Here is a 13393-nt window from a genome sequence, read left to right as displayed (position 1 = left end):
AAAAAGTTTGAAATTTCGTAATATGAAATAATAGCCTGTTAAAGGCCAAATAGGCAATGCATCTTTTTAGAAAAGAAATTAGGTGGAGCATTTGGTTAAATCATCTACTAAAAAAATAATATGGGCAATTTGGATAGTGCTTATCCCTATTGGCTTATTGCTGACATATCACTTCTATCCACCAGACATTACGGGGGAATATGGTGATGTCCTTGCGTTTTTAATATTTATGGCAATCGTTGCAAGCATGCCAATGATGATTAATGGAACTCCTGTTTTCTTCCTGCAGTGGGCAACGATCTCCGTTTTCTTGATATTTGGTTTATTTATCGAGACAGTGCTTGTGCAAATAGCATTGTTCACCTTAATGCTGCAGATGCGTCTCGATAAAAAATCATTATTCCGGCTGCCGATGAATTCAGCAATGTTCTTTCTCGTTTCTGTATTGAGCGGAATTATATACTACAGTCTTGGCGGAAGCCATGGAGCGGACCTTCTGTTCCACTTTGACTCTTTTATGCTCATTCTTTTTTATCCTTTTATTTATTTTGTTCTGAATGCGCTTTTCATTTTTTGCATTGACCGTCTAGTATATAAAAGAAAAGTAAATTTTCTCACGAAGGATGTTTTGTGGGAGTTTTTCACTACGCTTATTACATATCCTGTCGGCTTCGCGCTGTATATTATGTACTTGGATATTGGGTTAATGGCTCTCGTTTTGATAGGAATTCCTTTCATCTGTCTGTCTGTTGTATTGAGACTGTATCATTCAAGCCAATCAATCAATGACTATTTGAAAAAAATTGCCGAAATTGGACATCAGCTGTCACAAGCCTTATTTGTAAAGGAAACAATCAATTTGTTTATCGACAGCATATTTGAATTGATGAAGGTTGATGTTGTGTATGTGGATCAAGTAAACAGCAAAAATGAGCTAGAGTCGATTGCCAGGGTAGAGAAGCAGAAGAAGCTCCCGATTTTTTCCGATGTACTGAAGGAAAATGAGGGAATTATTGGCCGAGTACTTGCCGCAAAAAAACCAGCTGTCTATCATAGGCGCAAAGATTGGGAAGAGCTTAACAAAGGCTTTATGCCCGATTATATTGAAAGTGTGCTGTGCATGCCAATCATCAAAAACAATGGTGTGATTGGTATCTTGCTGCTAGGAAGCGTGCAAAAAAAGGCATTCGCGCATACAAAGCTGATGATATTGGATCTGTTATGCACCCAGTTTGCAGTTGCTCTTGATAATGCGCGATACTTTGAAAAAACGAAAGAAAAGAGTGAGCGCTGTGCGCTGACAAAGCTATACAATTACCGTTATTTCGAAAAGCACTTAACAGCAAAATTTACAGAGATGAACAATAATGTTATTAACAATTTAACTGTCATTATGCTTGATATTGACCATTTTAAGTCAATTAATGATACGTATGGTCATCAAGCAGGAAATGAAATATTAACAGAGTTTGCAGACAGAGTCTCAAAGCTTATTGATAAACACGGAGTGGTAGCGAGATACGGGGGAGAAGAGTTTGTGATTCTCCTTGAAAATACGGAAATCGAGGAAGCACAGGAGCTTGCAGAATTTTTAAGAAAAATGATTGAAACCCGGCCGTTTTTCATCAAACAAAATATAGATGAAAAACAAAAAGAATTGCAGGTAAGCATCACAGCATCACTGGGACTTGCATGTGCTCCTGAACAAGCTGATGAAGCAATGGCGCTGATAAGGCATGCTGACAGAGCCCTGTATGTTGGGGCGAAGCGGGCAGGCAGGAATCGCGTCGCTTGTTATATGAAATAGCTCATAAAGTGCAAAGGAACTTCTATTGATTTAGCAGTTTCTTTTTTTTTTGCAAAGATTTAGTAACACGAGAAACATGCTGAAAAAATAGGGGGAAAGGACGATAACACAAGAGGCTAGAGCGTAATATATTCCCAGCAGAAAAGACTATCCTAGTTCAAAAGTCCTTGATATAATGAAGATATTATACTAGTTTAACAGTAGTAAGAACGGAGTGGGGAAATGAGGAGAGCGTTACGTTTCAGTAAGTTTATTATATTGTCAATACTGTCATTGCTGTTGATACCCTTCCAAGCAAATGCGGCTGCATCAGCGCCGACAGTTAATTTTACAGTGACACCATCTCAAAGTGTTATCGTTAAACCGGCAAACAGTTCGGCACAGGGAAGTTTAGATATTCGTTTAACTCCTGAGGGGAAGGCAACAAATGCAAATCGTTCTCCAATAGATGTTGCATTTGTTTTTGATAAATCAGGCTCCATGGATGAGCTAGGCAAAAGCCCGTATAAGTTTTTGAGTGCAAAAAATGCCATGGCTGAAGCGGCGGCTTTCTTTAGCCAAGATCCTAATAAAAATGACAGGTTTTCTCTTATTCCTTTTTCTACAGATGTGGAAACAGATAAGGTTGTAAGTTTTCCGGTTGTGTCCACGCCAACGACAGATAATGTGAGAACAAACCTGCAGACTATTAACAACCGAGTGAAGGAGCTTTCTGCCGTTGGCGGAACAAACTATACACAATCCTTCCAAAAAGCAAGGAGCATGTTAACAACTGGAACAAGCCAAGCGAAGAAGTATATCATCTTTATGACAGATGGAGAGCCGACATCTTCTAAAAACGTAGAGACATTTACTGATAGAGTTTGTCAATCTAAGTACTTCTGCTATGACAAAAAAGTGCAGGATACAGTAACATACACTGTTTATACAAATAATACAGCGACTGCTGTCCGTTCTAATGGGACAGTTGTTTCCAACAGCTTAAAAACAGTGCAAACAGCCATTAAATCATATGTTGATGAAGAGGTCGACGAACTTGCTGCCAATAACATTAAGCTGTATTCCGTCGGCTTTGGGACAAATAGTGAAGTAGATATGAGCTATTTAAGTAAGTTATCAGAGAAGACTGGTGTGACAGCACAGCAGGCTTCAACAGATACTATTGCGAAAATATTTGAAGATATATCACAGAAGGTATCCACACCAACTATCACGGCTACTGTTAAAATTAATATTGCTAAGTTTGGGGATACTGTTAAACTTGCAGACAATGCCAATGCTACATTGGATTCTTCAGGAAATATAATCATTAAAAAGGACATATTGTTCCCAATCAATCAAAATGTTATGACTCCGATTGATGTGTCACTGCCTTTGACATTCAGTCAAAAAGGGACATATAATTTTGATAATATTAAGCTTGAATATACCGATCTAGATGGAAAGCTTCAGGAGAAATCAACCTCTGCAACGATTGTTGTTAAAGATGATGCACCTGCCGGCTTCCAGTCCTCTATGACACTGTCAAAAGTAGTGAATGACTTAAATAATTTAGTCAAAACTAGCAATTCTAATGACAGAACAAATTATTTTAATGTCAATTATTCTTTAAAGCCTATTAATTTAGTGAACAGCACTGTCAGCGGCAAATTACAGAATTTAGTTATTGAACAGCCATTGCCAGCTGGGATTACGGTTATTCCTAAGGATAATGTGAAGGTAGAGTCAAGGAATGGTAAAAACTATGCAGTGATGTCATTAAGTGATGTGGCAAACTACGCAAAAGGCAGCTTTACGCCCTCAGAAATTACGGCTTCCTTGCCGCTGAAAGTAGATTGGGCGGTCACTAATATGACGATGCCAATCGCCAATTTATATTTTACTGATTCTCGTTTTTCATACAGCAGTCAAACAACGATTCCAGCATCATCGCAAATGATTAATATGAAGGTACAGTTAAAAGAAAACACAGCGAATGTATACACAGGTGATGCTGCAGGAACGATTGAAAAGAGAGATCAGGCAACAAATACGAAAATAGCAAGCACTGCTGATTTCAAGGAAGATTATGGACTTGAAAATAAGCCTGTGAAAGATATGGTTTTTAAAGAAGGGACGAACAATCAGGCAATAGAAATCACGTATAATGATGACAGTAAAGCCTATCTGTATTTCACGCCAGATTATGATTTGACCGGAAAGTCTACAGGCGATAAATATGGAAGTGGCGAAACAGCATCAGAAACGGTAGAGGCAAGGCTTGTCCAGAAAGTTGCAGGAGATGATGTTGTCTACTCCTATAAAGTGGACAATGGCAAGGAGACAACAGGTTGGATTAAATTTAATCCAACTGAAGCAATCATAATAGACAAGACAGGCAAGAATACGATTCACGTTAAGGCTGAAGGTGGTTTTGCTAACAGCCAGGAAATCACAAAGACAATTACAATACAAGATAAAGTACAATCTATTTCGGTTACGCCTAACCCTATAAATATTATCGTAGGAAGCACGACTGACTTCACTGTTACCTTTAACCCGGAAAATGCCACAAACAAAGACTTGGATATTAAACTTGCTGACACATCAATAGCTAGTATCCTTGATGGAAAGTACAGCATTTATGGAAATAAGGCAGGGGAAACAGAGCTGATTGTGAAGACAAAAGACGGTTCTAATCTTGAGGTAAGAATTCCGGTGACAGTTACGGACCCGTATATTGCCCTTGATGAAATTAAATTCACGAAACCAGCCTACCAAGTGGAGGTTGGGGAAGAGCTGCCAGTAACAGATAACTTAATCTTCAACCCAAGCAACGCAACAGACAAAGATATTATTAGTGTTGTAGCAGATCAGCCAGATAAAGTAGAAGTCATTCATAAAGATGGCGAATACTACTTGAAAGGGAAAGAAGTCGGTTATTCAAATGTGACAGCAACTGCAGAAGAACAAAGAGATAGCACAAGTCCAAGTGCATCCACCTTGATTGAAGTTGTGGAGGATACTAGTACAGACGATGGTGATAACGGCGGTTCTGGAAACAGCACGGACGGTAAATGGTAATAAGGAAGGGATGCTAAATGTAAGCATCCCTTTTTTTGTAGAATTAAAAAGGGTGCCAGATAGGGCACCCTTGAATGGTTATTGAATAACAAAATCATCAGGAATAATCTGCAAGCGGTCAACTATCGGCAATGCATCTATTCCTTGCAATAATACGTCTTGGTCATAATCAACAATGAATCTGGACATGTAACCTTCTGTTGACCCAGGAACATTTTCGATTGCTTTAAATGAGCGGTTCGCTCTGATCGCATTGATTTCAAGAGAACCTCTGGCAAATATGCCTCCTTTAATATAAAACAACGAACCTACTCCATATAATTCTGCATCCCTTTCTGTATAGAAAAATGCTTGTAATGGCTTGATATTCATTTCCTCGATTGGCAAGTACGGATAGCTCGGCTCATTCATGTCAGCATAATTGTTAAATTCATTCATCCTTGTAATCGTAAGCCTGTCTTTTGAAAGCAGTATCAGCTGCCCTTCCGTTGCGTTACCTAAATTATTTGTGTATGGCAGGCCAATAATATTAACGTTGGAGATAAAGCTGTCTGCATTCGAATAAACAACAGAATTAAAGCGCACAATGTCATTTTCTTGTTCAGATTCCCCTGTTTCATCGCCCTTGACTGTAAAAGAACCAAGACTGATAATATTACTGTTTAAATCCATTTCTGTATTAAGGGGGCGAATGCTGAGTGTTGTTCCTGAGAAGATATCGCCATTCAGCTTCACTCCGTTTGCTGTGTTAACCGTTTTGTCAGCGCTGGACTCTATTACGATTTTTCCGGCAGCCACCATGTCTTGCGCAACTGTGACATTGCCGTCAAAGTTAATAAGATGAAGATTGCCCGCTGTCTTGACAGCTTGAAGGGATATATCCTTATTGCTGACAACATATAAATCACCATTAACGATAAGATCTTTGTTAAATGTAATTGGATAGTTGCTGCTGTTTATAACAACATCTCCATTAACTTGTACTGTATTATTAAATTGAATTGGACCAGTTTTACTGTCAATCGTGAAACCGCCCTCCAGCTCCTCAAGGGAGTCTCCTAGCACAGATTGAGGGACTTGCTGTGTTTCTGTCTTTGCAATCTCACTTTCGGTAACATTTGTAGTCACCTTAGAGCTTATTTCCTGCTTTAATACACTTGGAAGATACTTTATATCCTCTGTTGTTGAAACAGTTGCTGTTAAGTTGTTATTTCCAAGGATTGTGTTAATTCGGTCTCTGAGTGTTTTATCAAACTCAATATTGATAAATTGACTATCATGCTTAAGATCAGGTACATCTTCCTGATAGAAATTGCTTTCCTTCAGTAGCGGAAGTATATGCGCTCCTGTGCTGTAGAAGTCACCATTAACTGATGGCGGGAGAGAATGTATTGTTCTTGCGCCTCCTTGCCGGTCTTGATATTTTGCATCATCTGATATCGTCAGATAATTAGCAAAGGCATTTCCGTTAATATTAGAAGAACCATTCAAGAAAAGTCCGCCTTTATCATCTTCTGAAGCTGACCCTGCAGCATACTTAAGGAAGCTTGGAAGTGGGGACAGAATGATCTTTTTCTTCAACGTACGCGTGACATCTCCCTCATTTTCATTCGGGTTGTTCGTTACAAGCACAATCTCCAGCACTCTTGTGTAATCATCATCTCTGTTAATGGAATAAGAGCTTGTATTTTCCAACGTTGCAGCCTCACATTGGTTTTGTGCCGAAGTAGGCTGGATAGGTAGAATGTCGTTGGTATTGCTTAAGTCTTGTATGCTTAAACATTTAATAGAGTCATCGTAATTGGTATTTTCAAGGATATGGTCAAGACTGGGAACGAGCACTCTATTTTGCAGATTTCCTTCAAATGATGCATTTACTCGGTAAGTGCCATCTGTTCTTTTCACCATATCTAAATTTAATGTATTCAGCCTTGCCGCAATTTCAGATGTAATTTCCTCGAGCACCTTTTTGCTCTCAAACGTTACGGTGATGTCCGATTCCCTTGTTTCCACTCGTTTTGCTCCACTGATGGAAGATGCCACAATGGCAAGACCAATCGTCGTGAATACAATCGACACTAAAAGGACTGTAAGGAGGGCATTTCCTTGTTCATTCAGTTTCTTCATATAATACTCCTTAAAAGCCAAATCGACTTTCTAATGTTAGTGGCCGTTCTATTCTGGCATTTTGAATGGTGAAATCCACTGCAATAATGCCGTGTAAACATTTGTTGTTATCATTTCTATCGGTATCACTGCACATTAAATTAATAGTGGATGCACTGTAATCGCCGTTTCCTTCCAGTGTATTTCCATCAATGGAAACAGACTGAATTTCTTTGCCACCTACTGTTTTTTCTACAAATTCAATCGATCGTGTTTCTGTGTTCTCTTCATCAATTTCTTCTTTACTGTAGGAGTAAAAGGTTGAATTCTCTTTTTCATTTTCGTTAATAGCTGTCTGCTCTGAATTAACAAGGACGATTTTGTCGCCATCTTGTGTGACATAATCAAACGGAATGCTGTTAAAGGAATTCATCATCACAGACACCGCATAATCAGCATCATCACGGAGCTGCCCTTCTACTTGTATCTTATTGTACAGATTAATACCTGTATGAAAGACACCATATATAACAGGCAGCACGATAGCTGTTATCGCAAGCACTGCAAGAACCTCAACCAAGGTCAGTCCTTTTTCATCTAAGATCTTCACTTTTAATTGCCCCTTCCATTGAAGTTGTGTAGTCATGCTGCTTCACCGTCCAAGCCACTTCAACAGTTAAGGGAATGAAATAAGCTGTATTGTTTTCATCCAGCGAAGGAACAATAGTAACATTGTAGGCTACATTATTTATGGTGATTGGCTCACAGCCCTGTATCTCATCATTCCAAAATACTTGATAGGAATTATCACAAATTCTTAATGTACCTTCTGTGGCCGGATTTTTTTTCAGCCTGTCTCTTAGCGCAATAAACGAGTTATTGCCTGAAGACTGTTCCATATACGTTAAAGCGTTTCTAGCAACATTAATGGCAGCAGTCTTTTTTTGGTTCGAGTTTGTAAAAGAATAAGCTTGATTAAAAAAGTTCATTATACCTAATAAAATTAGACTGAGTATAGTAAGGGAAACGAGAACCTCAATCAAAGTTAAGCCTTTATTACTAGATAGAACTTTAAAAAATTTCATATATTCCCCTGCTTTCAAAATTACTAATCTTATTATACAATATTTATTAGTCGTAAATTGACTAAAAAAGTCGAAAAAGAGTGCTAAAGTATTGGAAAAATAGAAAAAAATGTCGTTTTTTTAGGGAATTAGATATCGTTATAAGGAGGTGTGCCATGATATCGTATGTTCTAGCTCTTTTCTCCCTAATTTTGATTGTGCCAATTGTGTATTTTCTCCCATTAGGGTTTACGAAAAAGGGCAAATGGTGGATTATTGGTGCTGCACTGCTCACATCTGTATGCGGGTTATTGACACAGCGATTGTTTGCATGGTGGCAAACAGTGCTTTTAATGCTTTTATTTTTAATTATATTTACTTATATCTTCATTAAAAAATCCCCAGAAATGATGTTTGAAGCAGAGGAAGAAATGGATGAAGAAGATTATGACTGGGAAATGGCTACAGCTCAGCAGGTGACACAGCGAAATAGCACATGGGATATCAAAAGCGAAAAGCTGCCTGCAGCAGCTGAAGTTAAAGAAGTCGAGCCAGTTTTAACAGCTGAAAAAGCAAATGATGAGGAAGATATTATTATTCCGGCAGTTTCTGTCGAGGAAGAATTTATGAAAAGTGATTTTTCTGCGAAAGAAGATGTTAACAATTCAGCTGTTGCGGACGAAATAATCATAGGGGAATTAGAGGATGCAGAGGAAATTCCAGCAATGGAAGTTCTCACATCGCCAACTGAAAATGCGGTAGCAGAACATTCAGCAGAAAGCTTTTCTTATATGGAGGAGCTGGAAATGCTGATGAACTCTGATGAAAATGAAACACAGCAAGAAAATAAGCAGAGCAAAACAGCAGCCGAGTTTGCTGATTTTGATATGTCTTTACTAGAAGATGCAGATCAAGCAGCGGCAAGTGTAGAGGATGACCAAGATGCCGTAACACCGGCTGCTAATGATGAGAGCTTAAAAGAACAAGAAGTGGATGATTTTGTTATAAACCCTGACTTGTTGGAACGAGAAGAAATCGACACTGCAGCAGAAGATTTGCTGCCAGACATTCTAGCCCATAAAGAACCGTTATTAGAACTAAGCACAGAAAAAATCAGCGAAGAAGAAAATATTAAAGAAGAAAGTATGGAAGAAGTCGACGTCATAGAAGACGAAGTGACAGTTAAAGACAACAGAGTGGCGCATCAGGTTATCAATAATACGTTAATGCAGCTTGACCTGATGAAGAACAGCCTCAGCAGAGAGGAATATGAAGCAATCCTGCTGAAATGCCTAACAGAGACATTGCCATTACATGAATACTTTGCTCTGTCTAATTTACTGATCGAGCATTATGTTCAGCATAACGAAAGTTCCAAGCTGCGGTCATTGTTTGTTCAATTGCAAACTAAATACCAACTTGAACCAATCATCTTAGAACAGCTTAGCTTCATGGAGAAGAATTACTTAAATAATTAAATATGTGAATAAGGTGAGGATATTTTATGAAAAACAGTACACAAATTAAAGGATTGCCAATCATTAGCATTTCAAACGGACAGCAGGAAGGAAAGGTTCAATCACTTATTATTAACCCAGAAAAGGGTACGGTAGATTTCTTGACGATCGAACAAGAAGAATGGCAGGACAACAATTTTGCTATTCCGTTTAAAAAAGTGGTCGGTGTCGGCGAGTATGCAGTAACGATTGAAAATGCCCATGCCATCATGGATTTGAACGAAATTCCGATTGCCAGTGAATTAGTAAATAAAAAAATCGGTCTTATCGATGCAAATGTTATTACTAGAAAAGGGGAACTTATCGGCAAAGTTTCCGAATTTGTCGTTGATGACGAAAATGGCGGTGCAATCACGGCACTTCAAGCTAATGTGAAAAACAAAGAAGTGCTGATTGATGCCGAATTTGTGTTGACTTACGGAAAAGACATCATTGTTGTTAAAGAAGAAACAGCTGCCAGCCTTAGAGAGCTTGGTGCAAAAGAAGAAGCTTCAGCACTAGATACAGCTGAGGAGACGGAAGAATTATTAGAAGAGCTGTCTGCTCCTGCCATTAATCACGCAGAGGAAGCAGAACGCCTGCAAGCATTAAAAGAAAAGCAAGTAGAATTATTGCTGAATAAAAAAGTAGTTAATGATATATACACAAATGAAGGTCAACTACTGCTAACAAAAGGAACTGTTCTGACATTAGCGGATATTGAAAATGCCCAGCTAGCAGGACCAAGTGTAGTAATTGACCTTTCAATGAATGTGGAAGCTTAATAACAAAGGAGCAAACACTGCATGAAAAACATCCAAGCTGCAAAGCTATTTGCCGCAATTTTGTTCGCGACTTCCTTTATTTTTAGCTTTTCTCAATTTGGGGCGAAGGCATACAGTAATTTTTTTCAGAGTAATGACGGATATGAGGAGCATACAACAATTGCCGGCATCGATGTTTCTGGGATGAATCAACAGGAGGCCTTAAGCGCAGTAAGCGAAAAGCATACAGAATGGGAGAAGAACACAAATATTCAATTGAAATTCAAAGAAAAGACAGTGAGTTTTGATCTAAGCCAGTTTGCATTTCAATTGAAGGACTCTGTTGCTTCCATTAAACAAGGGGAGAACAATAATGTTCTTGTGTCCCTTGACTTGCAGGAAATGGAAAGCTTCCTGACATCTGTATCAGCCGAGCTGACGACAGATAATGCTTTTTATTTGTCTAAGTTGAATGATAGTTTAGTAGGAATGGCAGCAAGCTTACAATCTGGCAATCAATTAATCGACTTGAATGAATACAAAATAAGCAAAAAAGAAGAGAACGCTAAATTAGCAGAGGCGACAGTGGATACGGACGACCAGAAAAACAGTGTGAAAAAATGGGTAAAGCAATTCCCGACTTTAACGATTAAACCGCAAGCAACCATTTCTTTGCTTGAATGGATGAACGAAAATAATGGGGAAGCTTACTCAGATAAGGTGCTAAGCATTGTGGCTACTGCTGTTCATTCAGCAATCCTGCCAACGAACTTCACTGTTTCAGAAAGGTATACAAGCAATACGTTGCCAGACTTTGCTGATATCGGCTATGAAGCAAGAATAAATAAGAATCAAAAAATGGATTACCGGTTCAATAATCCTAATGAACAAACCTTTACTATGTCCTTCCAAATGGTTAATAACAAACTGTATGTAAGTTTAAATGGAGCTAGTTTGCTATATGACTATAAAGTGATTTTGTCTGATAAAGAAACATTTTCACCAAAAACAGTTCTTCAGTTTGATCCAAGTCTGAGCTTAAATGAAACGAGAATTGTAGAAGAAGGCTCCGCCGGACAGTTGATCAAGGTATACAGAGAGTCGAAGGATGAGAACGGGGAAGTTGTAAAAAAAGAACTAATCAGTGAAGACTTTTATCCACCAGTGAATAAAGTCATTGCACACAGCCTGCTTGTTGAAGAGGATGTTACAATCGACGCTGATAACAGTGCTGCAGAAGACACAGATAGCGATAATAGTGAAGCAAAGACAGATACAGAAGCTTCTGAAGACGACTCAAGCAATACAAAAGATACGGAAACAACGGAAACGGATAGCAAAACAAATGACAGCACAGAAGCGGACAAGACTGCTGCAAGTACGGAAGAAACAGCGGAAAGCACTAAATAATTTTAAGGGAGGGATCAAGGATGAAACAAATTCGAAAACGACTTGGTGATTTGTTGGTGGAAGCTGGTTTGCTGACAGAAGAACAGCTGCAGCAGGCGCTGCAAGATAAGCATCCGGATCAAAGGCTTGGCGACAGTTTGCTTCAAAAGGGATTTATTACAGAGCAGCAGCTTATTGAAGTATTGGAATTGCAGTTAGGCATTCCCCATGTAAGCTTGTACCGCTATCCTTTTGACCCTAAATTATTTACGATTGTTTCCAAGGAAACAGCGAAAAGACAGTTGATTATTCCGCTCAAGAAAGATGGAGAAAAACTGTATGTCGCAATGGCTGATCCAATGGACTTCTATACAATTGATGATTTGCGCTTGGCTACTGGCTTTCAAATAGAAACAGCTATTGCTTCTAAAGATGATATCCTGCGGGCAATCAATAAATATTATGATATGGACGAAGGCTTTGAAGAATTGCTGTCAGATCCGAATGAGATTGGTGAAAGCCAGAGCGATGGGATGATTGAGCAAGATTCTCCAATCGTAAGACTTGTTAACCAAATATTGACGAATGCAGCAACATTAAAAGCAAGTGATATTCATATTGACCCGCAGGAAACGAAGGTGGTTATCCGCTACCGTATTGATGGCGTACTTCGTGTCGAACGGGTCCTGCCAAAGCATATGCAAAGTGTATTGATTGCCAGGCTGAAAATCATGGCCAATTTAGATATAACAGAGCATCGCATTCCCCAGGATGGGAGAATTAAGATTAATCTGGATTTCCATCCGATTGATTTGCGTGTATCAACATTGCCGACAGTATATGGTGAAAAGGTTGTAATGCGTCTTCTTGATTTAGGGAGTACCTTAAATGACCTTAATAAGCTTGGCTTTAATAAAGTTAATCTTGGCCGCTTCGTTGACATGATTGAAAAACCGACAGGGATTATTTTAATAACAGGCCCGACTGGTTCAGGTAAATCTTCCACTTTATATGCTGCACTTAATCGCTTAAACAGTGAAGAGGTTAATATCATTACGGTCGAGGACCCTGTTGAGTATCAATTAGAGGGCATTAACCAAATTCAAGTAAACGGAAATGTCGGCATGACATTTGCAGCAGGATTGCGCGCTATCCTGAGACAAGACCCGAATGTCATCATGGTCGGGGAGATACGAGATAAGAAAACAGCCGAGGTTGCTGTCAGAGCGTCGTTGACAGGACATCTTGTTCTTAGCACTCTTCATACGAATGATTCTTTGGGCTCTATTACACGATTGCTTGATATGGGAGTGGAGCCATTTTTAGTTGCTTCCTCCTTAAGCGGAATTGTCGCACAACGGCTTGTGAGAAAAGTGTGCAGAGACTGTGGAGAGGTTCATCCTGCTTCGGCGCGAGAGAAAGAAATTTTCGCAAAAAGAGGGTTGTCCATCGAGAAGGTGGCAAGAGGGAAGGGCTGTGCTTCCTGCAACATGACAGGCTATAAAGGCCGTGTTGCTATCCATGAGGTGTTAGTTATCAATGATGAGATGAAAAGTGTCATCATGAATGGCGAGTCCTTCACGAAGCTGCGGGAGCTTGCTATTAAAGCTAAAACAATCTTCTTAATTGATGACGGTCTTTTGAAAGTTAAACAAGGAATTACTACAACAGAAGAAGTGCTTCGTGTAGCTATCCCTGACTAGG

9 protein-coding genes are annotated in these 13393 nt (G+C 39.1%); 6 read left to right on the top strand and 3 right to left on the bottom strand.

The window, feature by feature from the left end; all coding sequences use genetic code 11:
• Nucleotides 1-91 precede the first annotated feature (91 nt).
• Nucleotides 92-1807 carry a sensor domain-containing diguanylate cyclase gene (locus tag L8T27_RS14270; RefSeq protein ID WP_237941767.1) on the top strand — a complete coding sequence of 572 codons (1716 nt, stop codon included), beginning with the start codon at nucleotides 92-94 and terminating at the stop codon, nucleotides 1805-1807.
• Between the two features lie 222 nt (nucleotides 1808-2029).
• Nucleotides 2030-4870, top strand: a complete 2841-nt coding sequence (locus L8T27_RS14265) for a vWA domain-containing protein (RefSeq protein WP_248574447.1) — start codon at nucleotides 2030-2032, stop codon at nucleotides 4868-4870.
• Between the two features lie 78 nt (nucleotides 4871-4948).
• Here the strand turns inward: L8T27_RS14265 and L8T27_RS14260 are convergent, their stop codons facing one another.
• From L8T27_RS14260 to L8T27_RS14250, 3 genes are read right to left on the bottom strand one after another with little or no spacing between them, the layout of a single operon-like run.
• Nucleotides 4949-6997 carry a FapA family protein gene (locus L8T27_RS14260; RefSeq protein WP_237941765.1) on the bottom strand — a complete coding sequence of 683 codons (2049 nt, stop codon included), beginning with the start codon at nucleotides 6995-6997 and terminating at the stop codon, nucleotides 4949-4951.
• A 10-nt stretch (nucleotides 6998-7007) separates the two neighbouring features.
• Entirely contained in the window at nucleotides 7008-7586 is a 579-nt protein-coding gene (locus tag L8T27_RS14255; RefSeq protein ID WP_233318376.1) for a prepilin-type N-terminal cleavage/methylation domain-containing protein, read from the bottom strand.
• A complete protein-coding gene (locus tag L8T27_RS14250) occupies nucleotides 7570-8061 on the bottom strand; it encodes a type IV pilus modification PilV family protein (RefSeq protein WP_237941764.1) in 492 nt (163 codons plus the stop codon). Before L8T27_RS14250 ends, L8T27_RS14255 begins: the two co-directional genes overlap by 17 nt.
• Nucleotides 8062-8216: 155 nt before the next feature.
• Here L8T27_RS14250 and L8T27_RS14245 point away from each other — a divergent pair, with 155 nt between their 5' ends.
• The 4 genes from L8T27_RS14245 to L8T27_RS14230 are packed head-to-tail and all read left to right on the top strand — an operon-like array spanning nucleotide 8217 to nucleotide 13392.
• Nucleotides 8217-9518 (top strand): hypothetical protein, encoded by a 1302-nt coding sequence (locus tag L8T27_RS14245; RefSeq protein ID WP_237941763.1) that lies wholly within the window; start codon nucleotides 8217-8219, stop codon nucleotides 9516-9518.
• Nucleotides 9519-9544: 26 nt separating this feature from the next.
• On the top strand, nucleotides 9545-10321 hold the full coding sequence (locus tag L8T27_RS14240) for a PRC-barrel domain-containing protein (RefSeq protein WP_237941762.1): 777 nt from the start codon (nucleotides 9545-9547) through the stop codon (nucleotides 10319-10321).
• A gap of 21 nt (nucleotides 10322-10342) precedes the next feature.
• A complete protein-coding gene (locus L8T27_RS14235; protein WP_237941761.1) occupies nucleotides 10343-11710 on the top strand; it encodes a G5 domain-containing protein in 1368 nt (455 codons plus the stop codon).
• Between the two features lie 20 nt (nucleotides 11711-11730).
• Entirely contained in the window at nucleotides 11731-13392 is a 1662-nt protein-coding gene (locus L8T27_RS14230; RefSeq protein ID WP_237941760.1) for a GspE/PulE family protein, read from the top strand.
• Nucleotide 13393 lies beyond the last annotated feature (1 nt).

The sequence above is a fragment of the Niallia sp. Man26 genome (genome assembly GCF_022049065.2).
Classification (GTDB): domain Bacteria; phylum Bacillota; class Bacilli; order Bacillales; family Cytobacillaceae; genus Niallia.
Note: the sequence above shows the minus strand (reverse complement) of the source record. Positions and strands in the feature narration are given on the sequence as shown.

Bases quoted from the DNA above. Each gene is read 5' to 3' on its own strand.
- L8T27_RS14250 (WP_237941764.1), bottom strand. From the start codon at position 8,061: ATGAAATTTTTTAAAGTTCTATCTAGTAATAAAGGCTTAACTTTGATT.
- L8T27_RS14240 (WP_237941762.1), top strand. From the start codon at position 9,545: ATGAAAAACAGTACACAAATTAAAGGATTGCCAATCATTAGCATTTCA.
- L8T27_RS14260 (WP_237941765.1), bottom strand. From the start codon at position 6,997: ATGAAGAAACTGAATGAACAAGGAAATGCCCTCCTTACAGTCCTTTTA.
- L8T27_RS14230 (WP_237941760.1), top strand. From the start codon at position 11,731: ATGAAACAAATTCGAAAACGACTTGGTGATTTGTTGGTGGAAGCTGGT.
- L8T27_RS14245 (WP_237941763.1), top strand. From the start codon at position 8,217: ATGATATCGTATGTTCTAGCTCTTTTCTCCCTAATTTTGATTGTGCCA.
- L8T27_RS14265 (WP_248574447.1), top strand. From the start codon at position 2,030: ATGAGGAGAGCGTTACGTTTCAGTAAGTTTATTATATTGTCAATACTG.
- L8T27_RS14235 (WP_237941761.1), top strand. From the start codon at position 10,343: ATGAAAAACATCCAAGCTGCAAAGCTATTTGCCGCAATTTTGTTCGCG.